Below are 22,314 nucleotides of genomic sequence, written 5' to 3' on the forward strand. Positions count from 1 at the left end.
CTCGAAGCCCCGGCGTGGCGGGCTTCCGCTGCCGAGCTCGCCGTCCGGCCGCTGCCGAGCCCGCCCCCGGTCGCCGCCGGTCCGGCTACCGGGCCCGCGGGTGGGCGGCCGCGTAGACCTCGCGCAGCGCGTCCGGGGTGACCATCGTGTAGATCTGCGTGGTCGTGACCGACGCGTGCCCGAGCAGCTCCTGGACCACGCGCACGTCCGCCCCGCCGGACAGCAGGTGGGTGGCGAACGAGTGCCGCAGGGTGTGCGGCGAGACGTGCTCCTTCAGGCCGGCCCGCGCGGCGGCGGACTGCAGCGCGGCCCAGGCCGTCTGCCGGGACATCCGCGCGCCGCGCGTGTTGAGGAACAGGGCGGGCGTGCCGCGGCCCGCCGCGACCAGGGCCGGGCGCGACCGGACCAGGTAGGCCTCCAGCGCGTCGCGCGCGAACGAGCCAACGGGGACCGCCCGTTCCTTCGAACCCTTGCCGAGCAGGCGGACGGCGGTGCTGTCGCTCACCCCGTCGACGTCGAGCCCCACGATCTCGGAGATCCGCGCGCCGGTGGCGTACAGCAGCTCCAGCAGGGCGCGGTCGCGCAGGGGCAGCGGCCCGTCACCGGTGCCCGCGGCGTCGAGCAGCCCGGCGACGTCGTCGACGGACAGCGCGTGCGGCAGGCGCCGCAGCTGGGTGGGGGCCCGCACCTCGGCGGAGGGGTCGTCGACGGACAGGCCTTCGGCCTGGGCGAACTTGTGCCAGCCGCGCACGGCGGCCAGGGCCCGGGCGGTGGACGACGGCGACAGCGGCCGCCCGCCGTCGGACCCCAGGCGCACCGACTCGACGAAGCTCGTGACGTCGGCCTCCGTGACCCCGGCCAGGCCGGGGCGGTCCACCGACTCGAGGAATCCCGCGTACCGCACGAGGTCGCGGCGGTACGCCGCGACGGTGTTGACCGAGAGGCCGCGCTCCACGCTCAGGTGCGCGAGGTAGTCCCGCAGGGCGCGGTCGAGCAGGGCGCGCTCGGCCGAGGTGGGCGGCGTGCCTGGCTGGATCTCATGGGGCGACGACAAATGGGCCAGTGCGGTGGACACCGCCCCATCATGCCGAGCGTGGCCCGCGGGGCGGGCGGGCCACGCCGGGAGACCGCCACGCGGGGTCGATCGCGCCAGGGCGGATCGCGTGGGGTTCGATCGTGTGGAAATGGATCACGTGGGGATCGATCGCGTGGGGACGGCTCAGGACGGGTTGATCCCGAACAGCTCCGCGCGCGAGCGGATCACCTGGGCGCGGGCGAGGCGCGGCTTGTCGCTGCCGTCGCGGATCACGGACCCGGCGGCCTCGAACTCGGCGAAGAAGTCGACGGCCCAGGCCACGTCGGACGACGTCGGCGCGAAGGACTCGTTGATGACTGCCGGCTGCTCGAAGTCCAGGCAGAGCTTGCCGGTCATGCCGAGGTTGACGGCGTCGGCGGACTGCTCGCGCAGCAGCGCGTGCGACGAGCCGACAGTGGGGCCGTCGACCGGGCCGGGCAGGCCGCCGATGCGGCTGGCGGCCACGAGGCGCGAGCGCGGGTACGCCATGGCGATGGGCTCGTTGGCTGCCCCGGTGTCGCGGCGGTAGTCGCCGGAGCCGAACGCGAGGCGGAACGCGCCGCGGGCCTTGGCGATGTGGACGGCCTCCTCGATACCGAGGGCCGACTCCACGAGCGGGATCACGGGCACGTCGCCGCCGAGGCGCTGCGCGGTGTCGATGACGTCGTCGGCGCTCTCCGTCTTGGCGAGCATCACGCCGTTGAGCCCCTCGAGGCCGCGCAGGTACGCGACGTCGTCGGCCCAGGACGGCGCGTGGCGGTCGTTGATCCGGACCCAGGCGCTGCCGCCGCTCTTGATCCACCGGATGACGTTCTCGCGCGCCTCGTCCTTCAGGCGGTCGTCGATGGCGTCCTCGCAGTCGAGGATCACCTGGTCCGCGCGGGAGAGCTGAGCCTTGTCGAAGAGCTCGGTCCGCATCGCGGACAGGAGCAGCCAGGCGCGCGCGTAGTCGGGGGCGACTCGCGACTTCTCGCGGGCGGCCCGGCGGGGGGCCAGGTCGCTCTCCTGGGCGACGGCGGACGCGGCCGGCAGACCCGAGGAGTAGCCCGCGGACTGGGCGGCGGACTGGTCGGCAGGCTGGTCGGCGGAGTCGGTGGTTCGGTCGGCTGGGGTCTCGGTCACGCGCTCAGCCTAGGCCGGGATATCCGGGCCTACCGAATCATGACCACCGCTTCATCTTGGTCATCCATCGTGCGCCCGCGTATCGAACGATGCCGCGGGCCCGCGCCGGGAGCGTCAGCGGGTGGCGGCCCACTCCCAGCCGTAGCCTCCCCTGTTCTGCTGCACGGCCACCGTTGCCAGCTGCCCGACGTCGGGCAGCGTGATCGTCGTGGTCACGCTCGCCGCGTCCATGAGGTTCCCCTGCGCCCAGAACGTGTCCGTCGCCATGGCGTCGGCCGGGGTGCTGGACGCGACGGTCCCGTCCGCCCCGACGGCGGAGACCGTCAACCACTCGCTCGGCGTCGGCGTGCCGTACGCGGCCGTCCCCGCCTGGTCGCAGGAGAGCGTCAGGGTGGCCAGCTGTCCCTGCACGTCGTCGACGCTGACGGTCCAGCACGAGCCGTCGCTGAGGCGCTGCGCGGTCCCCTGTGCCCACGGGCTGTCGTGGCTCCCGTCCTGGGCCAGCACACCCGTCTCGGGAGGCTCGGCGAGGGGCCCGTTGGTCGGATCGCCCGACGCCTGCGGCGCTCCGGCCACCGGCGCCCGTTCCGTGCCGGCCGGGGCCTCGTTGTTGGTGAGTGCGCTCCAGGCGCCGAACGCCGCCGCGGACAGCACCGCCGCCCCGGCGACGACCGCGCTCAGGCGGACGAGGGCTCGCCGTGCGCCGAGCGGGGATCCCGTCCCGCCGGCCGGGGCCGGTTCGCGCCGGTCCACGCCGGCTGCGGCTCCAGTGGCGGCAGCTCCGGCGGCGGAAGCAGTTCCCGCATCAGCCGCGCCGACACCAGCCGCTCCGGCACCGGCGGCGGCACCGGCGGCTCCGGCACTCGCAGCACCAGCGCCGACGGCAGCAGCGGCGTCGGCCGACACGTAAGGGCTGAGGGACCGCAGGATCGTGTCGAGGGACGGGCGCCCCGCCGGGTCCTTGACCAGGCAGGCGTCGAGGAGCGGGCGCAGGTAGGCGGGGCAGTCGTCGTAGGACGGGTCCTCGGCCGAGACCTGGTACAGCACCACTGCCGGGTGGGTCCCCGAGAACAGCCGGTTCCCGGTCGCGGCGTAGTAGGCCAGCGCACCCAGCGCCCAGACGTCGGCGGCCGCCGTCGCGCGGCCCGCCATCGCCTGCTCCGGGGCCATGTACATCGGGGTCCCGACCGGCTGCCCCGTCATGGTCAGCTTCGTCACGTCGAGCGCGTCCATCGCGGCGACCACACCCAGGTCGATCAGGCACGGGCCGTCCGGTCCGAGGATCACGTTGGCCGGTTTGACGTCGCGGTGCACCAGGCCGGAGCGGTGGATCGTGTGCAGCGCCTCCGCGACGCCCGCAACCAGGTTCAGCACGGCCTCCTGCGGCAGGGGGCCGTGCGCCTTCAGCGCCTGCGAGAGGGTCGGCCCCGCGACGTACTCGGTCGCGAGCCACGGGGTGCCCGCGTCGAGGTCGGCGTCGACCAGGTTCGCGACGAACCGGCTGCGCACCCGGGCCGCGGCGCGCGCCTCGCGTCGGAAGCGCGCGCGGAACTCGCTGTCGTCCAGCTGGGCGCCCCGGATCAGCTTGATCGCCACCTGCTGCCCGCGGCGCCCGGTCCCGAGGTAGACGTCCCCCATGCCGCCGCTCCCGAGCCGGCTCCGGATCCGGAAGGGGCCGATCGTGCGGGGCTCGCCGCGGCCCAGGGCCGCGGGCTCCGGGGTCGGGAGCGTCCACCGCGCAAGGTGATCCTGCAACACCGGACGTTCCCCCTTGCTGGTCGTGCGATCGCCGCACGGGCCGGACACATGCCGGACATATGCGGCACAGAACGCACGGGATGCTACCCCACCGAGGTGGCCGGGTCCCGGAAAGAGAGCGGCAGGGTTCGGCAGGGTGCGGCAGGTCAGAACGGGAGGAAGACGTCCACCGCGACCGCCACGAAGAGCAGCGACAGGTAGGTGATCGACGCGTGGAACACCTTCATCGCGCCCAGCTTCCCGCTGGCCTTGCCCTGCGCCCGGCGGAGCATCGCGATGGTGGCCCAGAGGAACCATGCGCCCAGCGCGGCGGCCACCGCGGTGTACACCCACGACATGCCCGCGAGCGGGGTCAGGAGGAGCGAGCACGCGATCATCGCGAGCGTGTAGCCCACCATCTCGGCGGCGACCCGCTTGTCGTCGCTGACGACCGGCAGCATCGGGACGTTCGCGTTCGCGTAGTCCTTCTTGAACTTGATCGACAGCGGCCAGTAGTGCGGCGGCGTCCAGAAGAAGATGATGCCGAACAGCGCCAGCGCGGCCCAGCTCAGCTCGCCCGTCACGGAGGCCCAGCCGATGAACACGGGCATGCAGCCGGCGATGCCGCCCCAGACGATGTTCTGCGGGGTGCGGCGCTTGAGGATCATCGTGTAGCCGACGACGTAGATGACGATGGCGGCCAGCGTGAGCCACATCGCTGCCCAGTTGATGACGAGCGCGAACCAGGTCAGCGACAGCAGACCGAGGATCGAGGCGAACACCAGGCCGGCGCGCGGCGTGATCTCCCCCGTGGCCAGCGGACGCTTCTTGGTCCGGTTCATGATCTGGTCGATGTCGCGGTCCCACCACATGTTGAACGCGTTGGCGCTGCCCGCCGCACCGGCACCGCCGATGAGCGTCGTGATGATCAGCCAGAAGCTCGGCAGACCGTCGGCCGCCAGGATCATGGTGGGCACGGTGGTGACGAGCAGCAGCTCGATGACCCGCGGCTTGGTCAGCGCGACGTACGCGCCGGCGCGGCTCAGGAACCAGCCACCGGGACGCTGCCCGACGCCGACGGCGGGCTCCTCGGGACCGGAGGGCTGGGGACGCGCGGTCTGGCCGGTCGTCGTGTGGCTCGTTCTCACGCGCGTCGCAGTTCCGTTCGGGAGTGTCCTGAGGGCGATAACGCACCTGGTAGGCCCTGTTGCCAGTCGGGTGCGTGCCCATCGTACGTCGCGTCATGACGCGGCCGCGCACCGCATTCCCGCAGGACCATGTGAGATTTGTCCTGGGTCCTGTGATGCACAGGACGTGGACAGCCCTGCGCGACGGCTGTGGTGCGCGTATAGGGTTGATTTCGCAATTGAACGAAGGGCGGCCGGTATCCCGCCGCCGCCGAACACACGCTGCGCGGCTCTCCGGCCCGTCCGCTCTCCGGGCAGGACGAGTGCTGGCGGCGGAGAGAAAGAGGACTCGTGAACGCTTTCGACCCCGTGCTGAAGCCCCTGGAGTGGTCGGAGCTCGACGAGCGAGCGGTCAAGGCCATCAAGGCGCTGGCTGCGGACGCCGTCGAGAAGGTGGGCAACGGACACCCCGGCACCGCGATCTCGCTCGCGCCGGCCGCGTACCTCCTCTTCCAGAAGGCCATGCGCCACGACCCGTCGGACCCCGCCTGGCAGGGCCGCGACCGGTTCGTGCTGAGCGCCGGCCACTCGTCGCTGACCATCTACCTGCAGCTCTTCCTCGCGGGCTACGGCCTCGAGATGGAGGACATCGCCGCACTGCGCACCTGGGGCTCCCAGACCCCGGGCCACCCGGAGTACGGCCACACCGCCGGCGTCGAGATCACGACCGGCCCGCTGGGCCAGGGCCTCGCCTCCGCCGTCGGCATGGCGTTCGCCTCCCGGCGCGAGCGGGGCCTGCTCGACCCGGCCGCCGCCCCCGGCGAGTCGCCGTTCGACCACCACGTGTACGTCATCGCGTCCGACGGCGACCTGCAGGAGGGCGTGACCTCCGAGGCCTCGTCGCTCGCGGGCCACCAGCAGCTCGGCAACCTGATCCTGATCTGGGACGACAACAAGATCTCGATCGAGGACGACACCAACATCGCGTTCACCGAGGACGTGCTGGGGCGCTACGCGGCCTACGGCTGGCACACCCAGCGCGTGGACTGGACCTCGGGCGGCGACGGCTACGCCGAGGACACCGACGCGCTGGCCGCGGCGATCGACGCCGCCAAGGCGGAGACCGGCAAGCCGTCGATCATCGCGCTGCGCACCATCATCGGCTGGCCGGCGCCCACCAAGCAGAACACGGGCGGCATCCACGGCTCGGCCATGGGCGCCGACGAGGTCAAGGGCCTCAAGTCCGCGCTCGGCCTCGACCCCGAGGCGACGTTCGCGATCGACGACGAGGTGCTGGCCTACACGCGCTCCGTCGCGGCGCGCCAGTCCACCCAGCGCGAGGAGTGGGAGGCCGCCTTCGCGGCCTGGTCCGAGGCGAACCCGCAGAACGCGGCCCTGCTGGCCCGGCTGCGCGCCCACGAGCTGCCCGAGGGCTGGACCGACTCCCTGCCCGAGTTCGAGGCGAGCGAGAAGGGCGTCGCGACCCGTGCGGCGTCGGGCAAGGTGCTGACCGCGCTCAAGGACGTGCTGCCCGAGCTGTGGGGCGGCTCCGCCGACCTGGCCGGCTCGAACAACACGACCATGGACGGCGTGCCGTCCTTCGTGCCGACGGAGCACGCGACCAAGAAGTTCCCGGGCGACCCGTTCGGCCGCACCCTGCACTTCGGCATCCGCGAGCACGCCATGGGCTCGATCCTCAACGGCATAGTGCTGCACGGCCTGACCCGCCCCTACGGCGGTACGTTCCTGCAGTTCGCCGACTACATGCGCGCCTCGGTGCGCCTGGCCGCGCTCATGAGCATCCCGACCACGTTCGTGTGGACGCACGACTCGATCGGCCTCGGCGAGGACGGTCCGACCCACCAGCCGGTGGAGCACCTCGCGGCGCTGCGGGCCATCCCGAACCTCGACGTCGTCCGCCCGGCCGACGCGAACGAGACCGCCTGGGCCTGGCGCGGCATCCTCGAGAACACGAAGAACCCGGCCGGCATCGTGCTGACCCGGCAGAACGTGCCCACCTACCCGCGCGGCACCGACGGCTTCGGCTCCGCCGAGGGCACCCTCAAGGGCGGCTACACGCTCCTGGACACCGACGGCACGCCCGACGTCGTCCTCGTGGGCACCGGTTCCGAGGTGCAGCTCGCCGTCGAGGCGCGCGAGATCCTCGCCGCCGACGGCGTGCAGGCCCGCGTGGTCTCCATGCCCTCGCGCGAGTGGTTCGACAAGCAGGACGAGGCGTACCGCGAGTCGGTCATCCCGTCCGGCGTAAAGGCTCGCGTCTCGGTCGAGGCGGGCGTGGCGCAGGGCTGGCGCGAGGTGGTCGGCGACGCCGGCCGCATCGTCTCGCTCGAGCACTACGGCGCGTCGGCCGACTACAAGACGCTCTACGCCGAGTACGGCATCACGGCCGAGGCGGTTGCCCAGGCCGCCAAGGAGTCGATCGAGGCGGCGTCCTGAGCCGCTCCGGATCACCCGGGCACGTCACGACCGGGCACGAGACACACGGACACGAGAGAGGAAGGGCACGATGACCGACAGCACCAACGACAGCGTCAACGAGAACGTCAGTCCCACCGAGCGGCTGTCCGAGGCGGGTGTCGCCATCTGGCTGGACGACCTGTCCCGTGAGCGCCTGCGCACCGGCAACCTCGCCGAGCTCATGACCACCAGGAACGTGGTGGGTGTGACCACCAACCCGACGATCTTCGCCGCGGCCCTCGCGCACGGCGACGCCTACGCGGGCATCCTGGCCGAGCTGGCGGGCTCCGACGTGGAGACGGCGGTGGAGCGCATCACGACGGACGACGTGCGCGACGCCGCTGACGTGCTGCGCCCCGCCTACGACGCCAGCGCCGCCGTGGACGGCCGCGTGTCCATCGAGGTGGACCCGCGGCTGGCCCGCGACACGGCGGCGACGGAGACCACGGCCGTCCGGCTGTGGGAGACCGTCGGCCGGCCGAACGTGATGATCAAGATCCCCGCCACGGTCGAGGGCCTGCCGGCCATCACGTCGACCCTGGCCAAGGGCATCAGCGTCAACGTGACGCTGATCTTCTCGCTTCCGCGGTACCGGGCGGTCATGGACGCGTTCCTGGCCGGCCTGGAGCAGGCCAAGGCGGCGGGCCACGACCTGTCCGTCATCGGCTCGGTGGCGTCCTTCTTCGTGTCCCGCGTGGACTCGGAGGTCGACAAGCGCCTGGCCGCGATCGGCACGGACGAGGCGCTCGCCCTGCGCGGCCAGGCCGCCATCGCGAACGCCCGGCTGGCCTTCGCTGCCTACGAGGAGGTCTTCTCCTCGGACCGGTGGGCCGCCCTGAAGGCCGCCGGCGCGCAGCCGCAGCGCCCGCTGTGGGCGTCGACCGGCGTCAAGGACCCGAGCTACCGCGACACGATGTACGTGGACGAGCTCGTGGTGGCCGGCGTCGTCAACACGATGCCCGAGAAGACGCTCGACGCGTTCGCCGACCACGGCATAGTCCTCGCCGACACCGTCACCGGGTCGGGCGAGGAGGCGGCCGCGACGATCGCGGCCATCGAGGCGCAGGGCATCTCTATCGACGAGGTGACGGCACAGCTGGAGGACGAGGGCGTGACGAAGTTCGAGGTCAGCTGGGACGAGCTCCTGACGACCACCAAGACCGGGCTCGACAGCGCCGGTGCAGGGGCCGGCGAGCGGTGAGGCCGGCCAAGATCGCGCAGGGGGTCAACCCCCTGCGCGACCCCATCGACCTGCGCCTGCCCCGCATCGCGGGCCCCAGCGGGCTCGTGATCTTCGGCGTGACGGGTGACCTGTCGCGCAAGAAGCTCATGCCCGCCGTCTACGACCTGGCCAACCGCGGCCTCCTGCCGCCGGGCTTCGCCCTGACGGGCTTCGCCCGGCGCGACTGGGACGACCAGGACTTCGCCCAGGTCGTGCACGACGCCGTGAAGGAGCACGCCCGCACCCCGTTCCGGGAGGCGACGTGGCGCCAGCTCGCCGAGGGCATCCGGTTCGTGCACGGCTCCTTCGACGACGACGCCGCGTTCGAGCGGCTGCGGGAGACCGTCGAGACGCTCGACAAGGAGCGCGGCACGGGCGGCAACCACGCGTTCTACCTGTCCGTCCCGCCGGCCGCGTTCCCCGTGGTGTGCCGGCAGCTCGCCGAGCACGGGCTGTCGCGTCCCGACGACGACGCGGACGGCGACGGCGTGAACGCCTGGCGCCGCGTGGTCATCGAGAAGCCCTTCGGGCACGACCTGGCCAGCGCCAAGGAGCTCGACGCCGTGGTGTCCGAGGTCTTCGACCCGGAGTCGGTGTTCCGCATCGACCACTACCTGGGCAAGGAGACCGTCCAGAACCTGCTGGCGCTGCGCTTCGCCAACACGATGTTCGAGCCCATCTGGAACTCGAACTACGTGGACCACGTGCAGATCACCATGGCCGAGGACATCGGCATCGGTGGCCGCGCCGGCTACTACGACGGGATCGGCGCCGCGCGCGACGTCATCCAGAACCACCTGATCCAGCTCCTGGCGCTGGTGGCCATGGAGGAGCCCGTCAACTTCGACGCCGCCGAGCTGCGCGCCGAGAAGATCAAGGTGCTCTCGTCCGTGCGCCTGCCCCGTGACCTCGGCAAGCACACGGCCCGCGGCCAGTACGAGGCCGGCTGGCAGGGCGGCGAGGAGGTGCCCGGCTTCCTCGAGGAGGACGGCATCGCGAAGGACTCCAGCACGGAGACCTTCGCCGCGGTCCGGGTCGACGTCGACAACCGCCGCTGGGCGGGCGTCCCGTTCTACCTGCGCCACGGCAAGCGCCTGGGCCGCCGTGTCACCGAGGTGGCAGTGGTGTTCAAGAAGGCGCCGCACCTCCCGTTCGAGTCGTCCCTGACGTCCGAGCTCGGCAGCAACGCGCTGGTCATCCGCGTACAGCCCGACGAGGGCGTCACCCTGCGGTTCGGGGCCAAGGTGCCGGGCACGGCGATGCAGGTCCGCGACGTGACGATGGACTTCGGTTACGGGCACTCGTTCACCGAGTCCTCCCCCGAGGCCTACGAGCGGCTCATCCTCGACGTGCTGCTCGGCGACCCGCCGCTCTTCCCGACGCGCGAGGAGGTCGAGCTGTCCTGGAAGATCCTCGACCCGATCACCTCGTACTGGGCCCGCAAGGGCCAGCCGGAGCCGTACGCGTCGGGCACCTGGGGTCCGCCGTCGGCCGACGCCATGATGGAGCGCGACGGCAGGGCCTGGAGGCGACCCTAGTGACGCGGTTGCCGACACTGACGCCACAGCGAGAAGGTGAGCACGGCCAATGATCATTGACATGCCGGACACGACGACCAACCAGGTCAACAAGCGTCTCGTGCGCCTGCGCGACGAGGGCGGTGCCGTGGCCCTGGGCCGCGTGCTCACCCTCGTGGTGCTGGCCGACGAGCGCGACGTCGAGGAGTCGGTCGAGGCCGCGAACGACGCGAGCCGCGAGCACCCGTGCCGGGTCATCGTCGTCGCCCCGGCGGCGCGCGGTGCCAGCGCCCGCCTCGACGCGCAGATCCGGGTGGGCGGTGACGCCGGTGCCTCCGAGGTGGTGGTGCTGCGCGCCTTCGGCCCGCTCCTGGAGCGGACCGACACCCTCGTGATGCCGCTCCTGCTGCCCGACGCTCCGATCGTGGCCTGGTGGCCGCGCGAGGCGCCGGCGGTGCCGTCGCAGGACCCGGTGGGCGCCATGGCCGCCCGCCGGATCATTGACAGCACCATCGCGGAGAACCCGGTGGAGATGCTCGGCAACCTCGCCGGGACCTACGCCCCCGGCGACACCGACCTCGCGTGGGCGCGCGTCACCCTGTGGCGGGCGATCATCGCGGCGGCGGTCGAGCAGCCGCCGTTCGAGCCCGTGCTCTCCGTGACGGTCGAGGGGCAGAAGCGGCACACGTCGCTCGACCTGCTCGCGGCCTGGCTCGGCGCACGGCTGAACTGCCCGGCCGAGGTGGTGCGCACCAACAGCGACGACGCGATCACGCGGGTGGTGCTGGAGCGCAAGAGCGGCCCCATCGTGCTCGACCGGCCCGACGGCCGCACCGTCACGATCACCCAGCCGGGCAAGCCCGCGCGCCGGATCGCGCTGCCGATCCGCGCGCTCAACGAGGCCCTGATCGAGGAGCTGCGCCGGCTCGACCCGGACGAGATCTTCGAGGAGGTTCTCATGCGGGGCCTGGGGCACATCACCACGCGGACGGCGGCCTGATGTCCGGCCCGGCGTCCGGCTCGACGCACGGCCCGGCGTCCGGCCCGACGCACGCGGTACGGCTCGTCGTCGTGCACCCCGACAAGGAAGTGCTCGCGCAGGCCGCGGCCGCGCGGCTGCTCACGCGCGTCCTGGACGTGCAGTCGGTCCGCTCCCCCGTGCACGTGGTGCTCACGGGGGGCACGGTCGGCATCGCGGCGCTCGCGGCGGTCGCCGCGAGCCCGCTCGTGCCGGCGGTCGACTGGTCGGGTGTCCACCTGTGGTGGGGCGACGAGCGGTTCCTGCCGGACGGCGACCCGGACCGCAACGAGACGCAGGCCCGCCAGGCCCTGCTCGACGTCCTGGTCGCCGAGCACGGTCTCCCTGAGGCCAACGTCCACCCGATGCCGGGCCCGACGTCGGTCGCGACTCCCGAGGAGGGCGCCGCGGCCTACGCGGCGCTCCTGCGCGAGCATGCGGGCGAGCAGGGCGGGGGCGGGCGGGACGACGCAGGCGGGCATGACGAGCAGGGCGGGCGCGGCGGGCAGGAAGAAGCCGCCGCGGTCCCCGCGTTCGACGTCCTGCTGCTCGGCATGGGTCCCGACGGGCACGTCGCGTCCCTGTTCCCCGGCCACGAGGGTCTGGCCGCGCAGGGCACGACGACGGGCGTGCACGGCTCGCCCAAGCCGCCGCCGGAGCGGGTCTCGCTCACGTTCGACGCGATCCGGTCCGCCCGCGAGGTGTGGATCGTGGCAGCGGGTGCCGAGAAGGCAGAGCGGGTGGCCGCCGCGCTGGCCGGCAAGCCGGTGGCGGAGGTGCCCGCCGCGGGCGCCGTCGGGCAGGCACGGACGCTGTGGCTGCTGGACGCGGAAGCGGCAGGCGCGACAACGCCGAAGTAGAACCTCGGCGAAGCAAAAGGCTGGCGAAGTAGAACTGGAGCGAGGCGACCCGGATGGGTTGCCTCGCTCCAGTTCTACTTCGCCGGATCTCTGCTTCGCCGGCTGAAAAACGTTAGCGTGCTATGCGTCCGCCACGACGGATCCGCAGTGCCTCCAGCGCCTCCTCCAGGAGAGCGGCGCCGTCCTCGTCGGACCTGCGCTCCTTCACGTAGGCGAGGTGCGTCTTGTACGGCTCGTTCCGCACGGGAGCCGGCGGGTTCACCGGGTCCATCCCTGCGGGGAATCCGCAACGCGGGCAGTCCCACTGCGTGGGGGCCTCTACGTCCTCGCCGACCGAGAAGCTCGGTGCTGTCTCGTGCCCGTTGGCACACCAGTAAGAAACTCGGATACGAGGCGCGGTATCGCCCCGCTCCGTCTCTCCGAGAGGGCCGGCGCCTACCCGGCTCCCCCGAATCGCATGACCGCCTGATGCCACGTCTGTCGTCCCCTCTGTGTGTGGCCGTCAGCTGCTAGGCGCTTGGCGACCGGGTCAGCTGACCTTCTGGATGAGTCCGAGCAGGACGATCACCACTGCCCACACGAGGGCGAAGGCGATTGTGATGCGGTTGAGGTTCCGCTCGGCCACGCCGGACGAGCCGGCGCCCATCGAGATTCCGCCACCGAACATGTCGGACAGCCCGCCACCCTTGCCCTTGTGGAGCAGGATGAGCATGGTGAGGAAGCCGCTGGTCAGGACCAGCAGAACTTCCAGGATGATGCGGAGCGCGTCCACGGTTCACGTCCTCGGTTGTAGGTGTGCCGGGAGTCACCCGGCGGCGGATCGGTCAAGAGTAAGCGAGACGTACCTCACAGTGCGAACGCCCTGCTCAGCGCTCTGCGGAGCCCTGAGCAGGAGTCACACCTGGAACATCACGCCCGAGTGAGAGTACCTCAGGGAGATTGCGTGACGGTCTCGGACCCGAGCGCAACAGGCTCAGGCTTGGTTGTGGGCGCGATCGTTGCTGCTACCCGCCCGTTTCAGGCGCAACGATCGCGCCCACAACCGATCAGGCGGTGACGTGCGACTGGTAGCGGGCGATCCTTGCGAACTCCTCCGGGTCCAGGCTCGCGCCGCCCACCAGGGCGCCATCGACGTCGGGCTGCGCCATGATCTGCGCGACGTTGCCCGACTTCACCGAGCCGCCGTACAGCACGCGCACGCCGTCGGCCGCGCCGGGGTCGCACAGCTCGCCGAGCACGCGGCGGATCGCGCCGCAGACCTCCTGCGCGTCCTCCGGGGTGGCGACCTCGCCCGTGCCGATGGCCCAGACGGGCTCGTAGGCGATGACGATCTTCGCGATCTGCTCGGCCGGGACGTCGGCCAGCGCGGCCTCGACCTGCGCCAGCGTGTACGCGACCTGGTCACCGGCCTTGCGGACCTCGAGGCCCTCGCCGACGCACAGGATCGGGGTCAGGCCGTGCGCGAAGGCGGCGCGCACCTTGGCGTTCACCAGGTCGTCGGACTCCGCGTGGTACTCGCGGCGCTCGGAGTGCCCGATCACCACGTAGGTGCAGCCCAGCTTCTGCAGCATCGACCCGGAGATCTCACCGGTGTAGGCGCCGGACTCGTGCTTGGAGATGTCCTGGGCGCCGTAGACGAGCTCCAGCTTGTCGCCGTCCACGAGCGTCTGCACCGACCGCAGGTCGGTGAACGGCGGCAGCACCGCCACCTCGACCGCCTGGTAGTCGTGCTTGGCGTCCTTCAGGGACCAGGACAGCTTCTGGACCGTGCTGATCGCCTGCTGGTGGTCCAGGTTCATCTTCCAGTTGCCCGCCATGAGCGGCGTGCGAGTGGTAGCCACGTGATTCTTCCTTCTCTTCAGAGGTACGTCGGGTCAGCCGGCGCGAGTCAGCCGGCGAGGACGGTCAGGCCGGGGAGCTCCTTGCCCTCCAGCAGCTCCAGGCTCGCGCCACCACCGGTCGAGATGTGGCTGAAACCGGCCTCGTCGAAGCCGAGCACACGCACGGCCGCTGCCGAGTCGCCGCCGCCCACGATGGAGAACCCGCCGGCCGTCGTCGCCTCGATGATGCCCTGCGCCACGGCCTTGGTCCCCGCGGCGAACGCCTCGAACTCGAAGACGCCCATGGGGCCGTTCCACGCGATGGTCTTGGCGTCGGCCAGCTTGTCGGCGAACAGCTTGCCCGACTCGGGGCCGATGTCGAGGCCAATGGTGCCGTCCGGGATCGACTCCGCGCCGACGATCTGGTGCGGCGCGTCCGCGGCGAACGAGTCCGCCGCGACGATGTCGACCGGCAGCACGATCTCGACGCCGTTCGCCTCCGCAGTGGCCAGGTAGCCCTTGACGGTGTCGATCTGGTCGGTCTCCAGCAGGCTGTTGCCCACCGAGTGGCCCTTGGCCGCCAGGAACGTGAAGACCATGCCGCCGCCGATGAGCAGGCGGTCGGCCTTGGTCAGGAGGTTCGCGATGACGCCCAGCTTGTCGGACACCTTCGAGCCGCCGAGCACGACGGCGTAGGGGCGCTCCGGGTCGCCGGTCGCCTTCGACAGCGACTCGACCTCGCTGCGCACCAGGTCGCCGGCCGCGGCGGGCAGCACCTGCGCGATGTCGTACACGGAGGCCTGCTTGCGGTGCACCACGCCGAAGCCGTCCGAGACGAACGCGTCCGCGAGCTGCGCGAGCTCGCCGGCGAGCTCGGCCCGCTCCGCGTCGACCTTCGAGGTCTCGCGGGCGTCGAACCGGACGTTCTCCAGCAAGGCGACCTGGCCGTCGGCCAGGGCCTCGACGGTCGCCTTGGCCGACGGGCCCACGAGGTCCTCGGCGAGCGCGACGTCCTGCCCGAGCAGCTCGCCCAGGCGGGCGGCGACCGGCGCCAGGGAGTACTGCGGGTCCGGCGTGCCCTTGGGGCGGCCGAGGTGGGCAAGGACGACGACGCGCGCGCCGGCGTCGGTCAGCCGCTTCAGCGTCGGCAGGGCGGCGCGGATGCGGCCGTCGTCAGTGATGGTCGTCCCGTCGAGCGGGACGTTGAAGTCGGAGCGGACCAGGACGCGCTTGCCGCGCAGGTCGCCGAGGGAGTCGATGGTCTTCATGAGCACTCCAGGTCGAGGTTCCGTTACATGACGACGTCCGCGTGCGCCGGCTGGCCGATGCGCACGCGGACGTCGGGGTTCACGTCAGGGAGAGAGCGGTCAGAGCTTCTCGCCGACGAACACGGTGAGGTTGACGAGGCTGTTCGAGTAGCCCCACTCGTTGTCGTACCAGGAGACGACCTTGACCTGGTTGCCGATCACCTTGGTGAGCTTCGCGTCGTAGATGCTCTGGTGCGGGTTGGTCACGATGTCCGAGGAGACGATGTCGTCCTCCACGTACTCCAGGACGCCCTTGAGCGGGCCCTCGGCGGCGGCCTTGACGGCGGCGTTGACCTCGTCGATCGTGACCTCGCGCGAGGCCTCGAAGGTCAGGTCCGTGGCCGAGCCGGTGATGACCGGCACGCGCAGGGCGTAGCCGTCCAGCTTGCCCTTGAGCTCCGGCAGCACCAGGGCGACGGCCTTGGCGGCACCCGTGGTGGTCGGCACGATGTTCTGCGCGGCCGCGCGGGCGCGACGCAGGTCGCTGTGCGGGCCGTCCTGCAGGTTCTGGTCACCCGTGTAGGCGTGGATCGTGGTCATCAGGCCACGCTCGATGCCGATCGAGTCGTTCAGCGCCTTCGCCAGCGGGGCGAGGCAGTTGGTGGTGCACGACGCGTTCGAGATGATGTGGTGCGCGGCCGGGTCGTACAGCTCGTTGTTGACGCCCATCACGAACGTGGCGTCCTCGTTCTTGGCCGGGGCCGAGATGATGACCTTCTTGGCGCCGGCGTCGATGTGCGCCTTCGCCTTGGTGGCGTCCGTGAAGAAGCCCGTGGACTCGATGACGATGTCCGCACCCAGCTCGCCCCAGGGGAGGTCCGCGGGGTTGCGCTCGGCGAGGGCGCGGATCTTCTTGCCGTCCACGATGATGTTCTCGTCGTCGAAGTCGACCGGCTTGCCGAAGCGGCCCAGCGTCGTGTCGTACTTGAGCAGGTGCGCGAGCGTCTTGTTGTCGGTCAGGTCGTTGACACCCACGACCTCGATGTCTGCACCCGACTCCACGAGAGCCCGGTAGAAGTTCCTGCCGATACGGCCGAAGCCGTTGATGCCGACGCGGATGGTCACAATGCCCTCCTCAGGGGGCGCCGGCCGTCCCGGCGCACACGTTTCCTTGGATCTGTCGCCACTGCCGTCGATGGCCGACGGTGAAGTGCGTTTGTCAGGGTTCTTGCGGGCGCCGCGACCTCGCGACGACCCGAAGGGGAAACGCGATAGTCACGGCGTCGTCACCTGACGATTTTGAGCCTATACCCGAACCCTGCCGAACCGTGACCCGAGCCCGGACAGCATGGAACTCGCGGTTCTGTGCGTTCTCACAACGACGACACAGACCGAGCCGCCGGTCGGGTGACCGGTCGAGCCACCGGTCGAGCAAGAGGTCGGGTCACAGGTCGAGCAGGTCGGCCGACAGCCCCGCCTCGGTGTCGGGGATGCCCAGCTCGAGAGCCCGCTTGTCCGCCGTCGACAGCAGCCGGCGGATCCGGCCCGCCACGGCGTCCTTGGACAGCTGCGGCTCGGCCAGGCGGCCCAGCTCCTCGAGCGACGCCTGCTTGTGCGCGAGGCGCAGCTCGCCGGCCTGGCGCAGGTGGTCGGGCAGCTCCTCGCCCAGGATCTCGAAGGCCCGCTGGACGCGCGCCCCGGCAGCCACGGCGGCCCGGGCGGAGCGGCGCAGGTTCGCGTCGTCGAAGTTCGCCAGGCGGTTGGCGGTGCCGCGCACCTCGCGGCGCTCCCGCCGCTCCTCCCAGACCTTGAGCGTCTCCGGCGCGCCGATGCGCTCCAGCATCCGTCCGATGGAGTCGCCGTCGCGGATCACCACGCGGTCGATGCCGCGCACCTCGCGGGACTTGGCCGCGACGCCCAGGCGGCGGGCGGCTCCGACGAGCGCGAGCGCCGCCTCCGGCCCTGGGCTGGTCACCTCGAGCGCCATGGACCGCCCGGGCTCGGTCAGGGAGCCGTGCGCCAGGAACGCGCCGCGCCACACGGCCTCGGCCTCCTGCACGCCGGCGGACACGACCTCGGGCGCCAGGCCGCGCACGGGGCGGCCGCGGGCGTCGAGCAGGCCGGTCTGGCGGGCGAGCGACTCGCCCTCGCGCACCACGCGCACCACGAACCGCGAGCTCTTCCGCAGGCCGCCGGCCTGGACGACGATGAGCTCGCTCGTGTGCCCGTACAGGTCGTGGATGGCATGCCGCAGCCGGGTCGCCGCCGACTCGGTGTCGAGCTCTGCCTCGATCACGACCCGACCGGAGATGATGTGGAGACCGCCCGAGAACCGCAGCGTCGCGGAGACCTCTGCCTTGCGGCACGACGTCTTCGCCACCCTCACCCGCGCGAGCTCCTCCTTGACCTGTCCCGTGAGCGCCATGGCGTCATCCTGCCATGGTCAAGCGCACGGTAACCCGGTGGAATCGCGGAAACACGGGCGAAATGTCCCGGCGTGTCGCCTCATTGGTCCTCCGGCCTGCGAGAATGCGCAGTTCATCGCGGCGCCTTCTCCCCCGCCGTCACGGCGAACGGCAGGTGGTTGCCCGCCAGCGGCGCCGCGCTCGTCCCGAAGTCCGTGAACGCGTGCGGCAGGTTCACCGCCCGGTTCAGGTCCAGGCGCAGCGTGTCGGACGTCGCGGGGGCCGCCTCGTCCACTGGGTCGCCGGTGCCGTCCGGCGTCGTGACCAGGAGCGCCCGCCACGGCGCGACGCCGTCGGCCTCGTCGCTGAAGACGATGGTGGGCGACGTGAGGGTGCCGGTGAGGGCAAGGGTTGCGAACCGCCCGCCGCGCACGAGGTCGACCTCGCCGAACACCTCGACGTGGTGCACCAGGCCCGGCTGGGCGGCGCCGACCGTTACGGACTCCGGCTCGTCGTACCAGCGCACGGGGGCGTCGAGCACCCAGGACGGGTCGTAGTCGAACGCGGGGACGCCCGTGAACTCCGTGCGGGTTGCGGCCTGCGGATCGCGCAGGCGCACGCCGTACCGGCCGGTGCGGACCACTACCTCGACCGCCACCTCGTGCGCGCCGTCCGCCCCGGCGGCGGAGCCGGCCCGCTCCTCCGGCAGGAACGTGCCGATGATGCGGCTGCGTCCCTCGCCGACGCCGATCGCCGTCGGGCCGTCCGGCACGACGCGCTCCCCCACCAGTGCCGCCGTATCGCCCGGCGCGGGCCTGGTGTAGAGGACTCCGTCGGCGACCCACCACTCGCCGGGCACGCCGGGCAGGCGCCGCGGCGTCGCCGTGGGCCACAACAGCGCGACCGGGCTCAGCCACCCGTGCGGCTCCAGCAGCTCCCGCTCGCGAGCGGCGCGCCACGCGGCATGACCGCTCACGGCGTCGTCGTCGGCGGCGGTCGTGCCGGCCGTCCCAGTGTGCAGGGCCTCGGTCATGTCGTTTCCTCCCGGTCGGGGTGCCGGCTGGCGCGGGCTTTGACCCCACCGCACACGACGGGCGGGCGGCGGAAAGGGTTGTCCCGGGCAGCGGGTGAAGTCGCGGTGCCATACCCATCCAAACGAATAGGCATTCGATCGGTAGGATATTACGCCTCGAAAATTACGTCGCTCCCCAGGTCGTGTCAACGAATCACGCCACCGGCCCGCGCCGTGATGCCCCGTTCGTCCAGGAGCGGGCGCACCCCCTCGGCGAACCAGTACGCCTCCTCCAGGTGCGGGTACCCGGACAGCACGAACTCGTCGAAGCCCGCCTCGTGGTACTCCGCCACCAGGTCGGCGACCTCCTCGTGGCTGCCGACGAGCGCCGTCCCCGCGCCGCCCCGCACCAGCCCGACGCCGACCCACAGCCCCGGGTGGATCTCCAGCTCGCGCGCGTCGCCCGCCGCGGCGAGCCGGCCGCCGTCGTGCAGCGCGGCCATCCGCCGCTGCCCCACGGATCCCGACGTCGTCAGGACGAGCTGGGCGTCGGCCACCTGCTTGGGGCTGAGCTCGTCGAGCCAGCGCTGCGCCACCTCCCACGCGTCGGACGACCGGTCGCGGGTCAGGACGTGCAGCCGCACGCCGAACCGCAGGATCCGGCCTCGCTCGGCGGCCAGCTCGCGGACGCGCTCGATCTTGCGTGCCGCCTGCTCCGGCGGCTCGCCCCACGTCAGGTAGACGTCGGCGTGCTCGGCCGCGACCGGGAGCGCCGCCTCGGACGACCCGCCGAACCAGATCTCGGGCGTCGGGTCGGGCGGCGCGAGGCTGCGTGCCCCCTCGATGCGGTAGTGCCGGCCGGTGTGGTCGAACGGTTCGGCGGCGCCGTCGGACGAACCGACGGACCACACGCCGCGCAGCACCTCGAGGAACTCGGCAGTGCGGTCGTACCGCTCGTCGTGGTCGAGCCAGTCGCCGAACCGGCGCAGCTCGACCTCGTCGCCGCCCGTGACGACGTTGAGCAGCACCCGCCCGCCCGAGAAGCGTTGCAGGGTGGCCGCCATCTGTGCGGCGAGCGTCGGGGAGACCAGCCCGGGCCGCAGCGCGACGAGGAACTTCAGGCGCTCGGTCTGGCTCAGCACCGCCGCCGTGCTGAGCCAGGCGTCCTCGCTCCAGGTGCCGGTCGGGGTGAGCACGGCGTCGTAGCCGAGGCGGTCGGCGGCGCGCGCGACGTCGCCCAGGTACTCGACGGTCGGCTCCCGCAGGCCGGCTGCCGAGCCGCGGGCATCCTTCGCGTGCGCGCTGCCGACGATGCCGCGGGCGTCGCCGTTGGTCGGCAGGAACCAGTGCACGCCGGCGGGGCGCCGGCCGGGGTCCGGGGCGGCCGGCGTCGTCATGCCGGCACCTCCTCGACGCGGGCCGGCGGGTCGACGGCGGTGAAGCCGGCGGCCCGGCGCTCGTCGAGCGGGCCCCACAGGTCGGTCCGGACCTCGGCCCGCACCTGGGGGATCACCTCCTGCGCGAACCGCCGCAGCACGTCCTCCTGCTGCGCCGGGGCGAGCAGGTGGTTCACGGAGACCGCCTGCAGCACGTGGCCGAACGAGGAGTGGTAGTCGAGGATCTTCTCCGCCACCCGCTCGGGCGAGCCCACGAGTGCCGGGCCCCGCTCGACGGCCTCCTCGACGGTCCGGAAGCTGGTCACCTTGCCGATGGCGCCCGGCGCGTGCTTCCGCTGGTCCTGCTGGCGCACCTGGCCCTCGTAGATCGGCCGGTACTGCTCGACGGCCTCCTCGGTGGTGTCGGCCAGGAACAGGCCGCCCGACCCGGCGCCCACGAACCCGTAGGCCGGGTCGTGCCCGGCGGCCGCGTACTGCTCGCGGTACCGGTCGATCAGCACGCCGTAGTTCTCGCGGGGCTGGAGCGCGTTGGCGCTGACTATCGGGTCGCCGTGCTCGGCCGCCAGGTCGACGGCGAACTGCGACGTCGCCGAGCCGTGCCAGATGCGGAACGGGCCCGCGAACGGGCGCGGCAGGGTGGTCGCGTGCTCCAGCCGGTGCCGGTGCCTGCCCTCCCACGTGACGTCCTCGGTGGACAGGAGGAGCCGGAGGAGCTCGTAGTTCTCCCGCAGGTACTCGTACTGCTTGGTGATGTCCAGGCCGAGCAGCGGGTACTGCAGGTCCTCGTTGCCCTTGCCGATCACGATCTCCAGCCGGCCGCGGCTGAGCTGGTCGACCGTCGCCAGGTCCTCCGCGAGCCGGATCGGGTCGTGCAGGGACAGGACGGTGACGCCCGTGGAGAGCAGGATGCGGGACGTACGGGCGGCGATGGCGCCCAGCAGGACGGTCGGGGCCGACGACAGCACCGGCCCGGCGTGCCGCTCCCCGACGGCGAAGGAGTCGAACCCGAGCTCCTCCGCCAGCACCGCCGTCTCGACTATCCGGTTCAGCCGGTCGGCGGGCGGCACCTCCTGGCCCGTGACGGGGTGCGGCGGGTTGAACGCGATGTCCAGGACCTGGAAGCGCATCAGGCCGCCACCTCCTGAGCCGCCGCACGGTCGCGCCGCGCCACGCCCTCCTTGACCAGCGGGATGACGTACCGGCCGAAGTCGATGGCGTCGTCGAGCAGGTCGTAGCCGCGCGCCGAGATGACCCGCACGCCCAGGTCGTAGTAGGCGAGCAGCGCCTCGGCGACCTGCTCGGGCGTGCCGACCAGCGCGTTGGAGTTCCCGGCACCGCCGGTCGCCTTCGCGGTCACGGTCCACAGCGCGGTGTCGAACCGCTCGCCCTGGGCGGCGATCTCCAGGAGGCGCTGCGACCCCGCGTTCTCGGGCTTGTCGATCGGGTGGCGCCGGCTCAGGACGCCGCCCTGCGCGGCCTTGCGCGCCTCGATCCGGCCGAGGATGTCGTATGCCTTGTCCCAGGCCAGCTTCTCGGTGGGCGCGATGATCGGCCGGAACGCGGCGTGGATCCGCGGCGGCGTCGCCCGGCCGGCCGCTGCCGCCTCGGCGTGCACGCGGGCGATCTGCTCGGCGGTGCGGTCCAGCGGCTCGCCCCAGACGGCGTAGATGTCGGCCTCGGCCGCGCCGACCGGGTAGGCCGCCTCCGACGAGCCGCCGAACGAGATGGTGGGCACGTGCCCGTCGACCGGCTTCGCGTCCAGTACGAAGTCGTCGAGGTCGTAGAACTCGCCGTGGTGGTCGAACGGCTCGGCGCTGGTCCACGCCCGCTTCACTATCTGGATGTACTCGCGGGTGCGGGCGTACCGCTGGTCCTTCGTGAGGGTGTCGCCCTCGCGGCCCTGCTCGTGGTCGTTGCCGCCCGAGATGAAGTGCACCGACAGCCGGCCGCCCGAGAGCTGGTCCAGCGTCGCGAACGTCTTCGCCGCGTACGTCGGGTACGAGACGTTGGGCCGGTGCGCCAGCAGCAGCTCGATCGACGGCACGTGCGCTGCGACGTGGGCCGCGAGCGCGGCAGGCTCGGGCCCGGACGAGCCGTAGGCGAACAGAACGCGGGTCCAGCCGTTGTCCTCGTGGGCGCGCACTATGCGGACCAGGTAGTCGGGGTCGAAGGGCTTGGTCGTGCGCTCGGTGGTCTCGGAGGCGTTGCTGGTGGCGGCGATGCCGAGGAACTCGACGGGCATGGGGGTTCTCCTTCGGTACGGGGCGGGTGCTGGAT

At 72.1% G+C, this 22,314-nt stretch carries 19 protein-coding genes; 5 read left to right on the forward strand and 14 right to left on the reverse strand.

What is annotated here, in order from left to right; all coding sequences use genetic code 11:
• Window positions 1–85 precede the first annotated feature (85 nt).
• From xerD to C8K30_RS18460, 4 genes are all read right to left on the reverse strand, one after another.
• The gene (xerD, locus tag C8K30_RS18445) at window positions 86–997 is read right to left on the reverse strand and encodes a site-specific tyrosine recombinase XerD (RefSeq protein ID WP_108494672.1); all 912 of its coding nucleotides are present in this window, start codon (window positions 995–997) and stop codon (window positions 86–88) included.
• Between the two features lie 222 nt (window positions 998–1,219).
• Complete coding sequence (locus tag C8K30_RS18450; protein ID WP_108494673.1) at window positions 1,220–2,071, reverse strand: CoA ester lyase; 852 nt, start codon at window positions 2,069–2,071, stop codon at window positions 1,220–1,222.
• Between the two features lie 240 nt (window positions 2,072–2,311).
• On the reverse strand, window positions 2,312–3,955 hold the full coding sequence (locus C8K30_RS18455) for a serine/threonine-protein kinase (RefSeq protein ID WP_108494388.1): 1,644 nt from the start codon (window positions 3,953–3,955) through the stop codon (window positions 2,312–2,314).
• A gap of 146 nt (window positions 3,956–4,101) precedes the next feature.
• Window positions 4,102–5,082: a heme o synthase gene (locus C8K30_RS18460; RefSeq protein WP_108494389.1), complete on the reverse strand. Its 981-nt coding sequence runs from the start codon at window positions 5,080–5,082 to the stop codon at window positions 4,102–4,104.
• Between the two features lie 330 nt (window positions 5,083–5,412).
• Here C8K30_RS18460 and tkt point away from each other — a divergent pair, with 330 nt between their 5' ends.
• The 5 genes from tkt to C8K30_RS18485 all read left to right on the forward strand — a co-directional run bounded on the left by tkt (window position 5,413) and on the right by C8K30_RS18485 (window position 12,156).
• Window positions 5,413–7,518 carry a transketolase gene (gene tkt / locus C8K30_RS18465; protein WP_108494390.1) on the forward strand — a complete coding sequence of 702 codons (2,106 nt, stop codon included), beginning with the start codon at window positions 5,413–5,415 and terminating at the stop codon, window positions 7,516–7,518.
• Between the two features lie 70 nt (window positions 7,519–7,588).
• On the forward strand, window positions 7,589–8,740 hold the full coding sequence (gene tal, locus C8K30_RS18470) for a transaldolase (RefSeq protein WP_108494391.1): 1,152 nt from the start codon (window positions 7,589–7,591) through the stop codon (window positions 8,738–8,740).
• Window positions 8,737–10,299, forward strand: coding sequence for a glucose-6-phosphate dehydrogenase (gene zwf / locus C8K30_RS18475; protein ID WP_108494392.1), 1,563 nt, complete (start codon window positions 8,737–8,739; stop codon window positions 10,297–10,299). The genes tal and zwf overlap by 4 nt, the downstream gene beginning before the upstream one ends.
• Window positions 10,300–10,348: 49 nt before the next feature.
• Complete coding sequence (gene opcA / locus C8K30_RS18480) at window positions 10,349–11,278, forward strand: glucose-6-phosphate dehydrogenase assembly protein OpcA (protein WP_108494393.1); 930 nt, start codon at window positions 10,349–10,351, stop codon at window positions 11,276–11,278.
• Window positions 11,278–12,156, forward strand: a complete 879-nt coding sequence (locus C8K30_RS18485; protein ID WP_108494394.1) for a 6-phosphogluconolactonase — start codon at window positions 11,278–11,280, stop codon at window positions 12,154–12,156. Before opcA ends, C8K30_RS18485 begins: the two co-directional genes overlap by 1 nt.
• Before the next feature lie 112 nt (window positions 12,157–12,268).
• On the opposite strand, the gene C8K30_RS18490 is transcribed toward C8K30_RS18485, so the two are convergent.
• From C8K30_RS18490 to C8K30_RS18535, 10 genes are all read right to left on the reverse strand, one after another.
• Window positions 12,269–12,631 (reverse strand): RNA polymerase-binding protein RbpA, encoded by a 363-nt coding sequence (locus tag C8K30_RS18490; RefSeq protein ID WP_108494395.1) that lies wholly within the window; start codon window positions 12,629–12,631, stop codon window positions 12,269–12,271.
• Between the two features lie 54 nt (window positions 12,632–12,685).
• Entirely contained in the window at window positions 12,686–12,928 is a 243-nt protein-coding gene (secG, locus tag C8K30_RS18495; RefSeq protein WP_020014806.1) for a preprotein translocase subunit SecG, read from the reverse strand.
• Window positions 12,929–13,202: 274 nt separating this feature from the next.
• Window positions 13,203–13,973 (reverse strand): triose-phosphate isomerase, encoded by a 771-nt coding sequence (gene tpiA / locus C8K30_RS18500; protein WP_233257297.1) that lies wholly within the window; start codon window positions 13,971–13,973, stop codon window positions 13,203–13,205.
• A gap of 71 nt (window positions 13,974–14,044) precedes the next feature.
• The gene (gene pgk, locus C8K30_RS18505; protein ID WP_108494397.1) at window positions 14,045–15,244 is read right to left on the reverse strand and encodes a phosphoglycerate kinase; all 1,200 of its coding nucleotides are present in this window, start codon (window positions 15,242–15,244) and stop codon (window positions 14,045–14,047) included.
• Window positions 15,245–15,343: 99 nt separating this feature from the next.
• The gene (gene gap / locus C8K30_RS18510; RefSeq protein WP_108494398.1) at window positions 15,344–16,348 is read right to left on the reverse strand and encodes a type I glyceraldehyde-3-phosphate dehydrogenase; all 1,005 of its coding nucleotides are present in this window, start codon (window positions 16,346–16,348) and stop codon (window positions 15,344–15,346) included.
• Window positions 16,349–16,667: 319 nt separating this feature from the next.
• Window positions 16,668–17,648, reverse strand: a complete 981-nt coding sequence (gene whiA, locus C8K30_RS18515; protein WP_108494399.1) for a DNA-binding protein WhiA — start codon at window positions 17,646–17,648, stop codon at window positions 16,668–16,670.
• Between the two features lie 113 nt (window positions 17,649–17,761).
• Window positions 17,762–18,661: a DUF1684 domain-containing protein gene (locus C8K30_RS18520; protein ID WP_108494400.1), complete on the reverse strand. Its 900-nt coding sequence runs from the start codon at window positions 18,659–18,661 to the stop codon at window positions 17,762–17,764.
• Between the two features lie 185 nt (window positions 18,662–18,846).
• Entirely contained in the window at window positions 18,847–20,037 is a 1,191-nt protein-coding gene (locus C8K30_RS18525) for an LLM class flavin-dependent oxidoreductase (protein WP_108494401.1), read from the reverse strand.
• On the reverse strand, window positions 20,034–21,164 hold the full coding sequence (locus tag C8K30_RS18530; RefSeq protein ID WP_108494402.1) for an LLM class flavin-dependent oxidoreductase: 1,131 nt from the start codon (window positions 21,162–21,164) through the stop codon (window positions 20,034–20,036). Before C8K30_RS18530 ends, C8K30_RS18525 begins: the two co-directional genes overlap by 4 nt.
• Window positions 21,164–22,279: an LLM class flavin-dependent oxidoreductase gene (locus C8K30_RS18535; RefSeq protein WP_108494403.1), complete on the reverse strand. Its 1,116-nt coding sequence runs from the start codon at window positions 22,277–22,279 to the stop codon at window positions 21,164–21,166. Before C8K30_RS18535 ends, C8K30_RS18530 begins: the two co-directional genes overlap by 1 nt.
• Between the last annotated feature and the right edge of the window lie 35 nt (window positions 22,280–22,314).

It is taken from the genome of Promicromonospora sp. AC04, assembly GCF_003058225.1.
GTDB lineage: Bacteria > Actinomycetota > Actinomycetes > Actinomycetales > Cellulomonadaceae > Promicromonospora.

What these genes read in the sequence shown, in the direction of transcription:
- tal (WP_108494391.1), top strand. Translation starts at nt 7,589, where the DNA reads ATGACCGACAGCACCAACGACAGCGTCAACGAGAACGTCAGTCCCACC.
- opcA (WP_108494393.1), top strand. Translation starts at nt 10,349, where the DNA reads ATGATCATTGACATGCCGGACACGACGACCAACCAGGTCAACAAGCGT.
- C8K30_RS18485 (WP_108494394.1), top strand. Translation starts at nt 11,278, where the DNA reads ATGTCCGGCCCGGCGTCCGGCTCGACGCACGGCCCGGCGTCCGGCCCG.
- tpiA (WP_233257297.1), bottom strand. Translation starts at nt 13,973, where the DNA reads ATGGCGGGCAACTGGAAGATGAACCTGGACCACCAGCAGGCGATCAGC.
- pgk (WP_108494397.1), bottom strand. Translation starts at nt 15,244, where the DNA reads ATGAAGACCATCGACTCCCTCGGCGACCTGCGCGGCAAGCGCGTCCTG.
- whiA (WP_108494399.1), bottom strand. Translation starts at nt 17,648, where the DNA reads ATGGCGCTCACGGGACAGGTCAAGGAGGAGCTCGCGCGGGTGAGGGTG.
- C8K30_RS18520 (WP_108494400.1), bottom strand. Translation starts at nt 18,661, where the DNA reads ATGACCGAGGCCCTGCACACTGGGACGGCCGGCACGACCGCCGCCGAC.
- C8K30_RS18525 (WP_108494401.1), bottom strand. Translation starts at nt 20,037, where the DNA reads ATGACGACGCCGGCCGCCCCGGACCCCGGCCGGCGCCCCGCCGGCGTG.
- C8K30_RS18530 (WP_108494402.1), bottom strand. Translation starts at nt 21,164, where the DNA reads ATGCGCTTCCAGGTCCTGGACATCGCGTTCAACCCGCCGCACCCCGTC.
- C8K30_RS18535 (WP_108494403.1), bottom strand. Translation starts at nt 22,279, where the DNA reads ATGCCCGTCGAGTTCCTCGGCATCGCCGCCACCAGCAACGCCTCCGAG.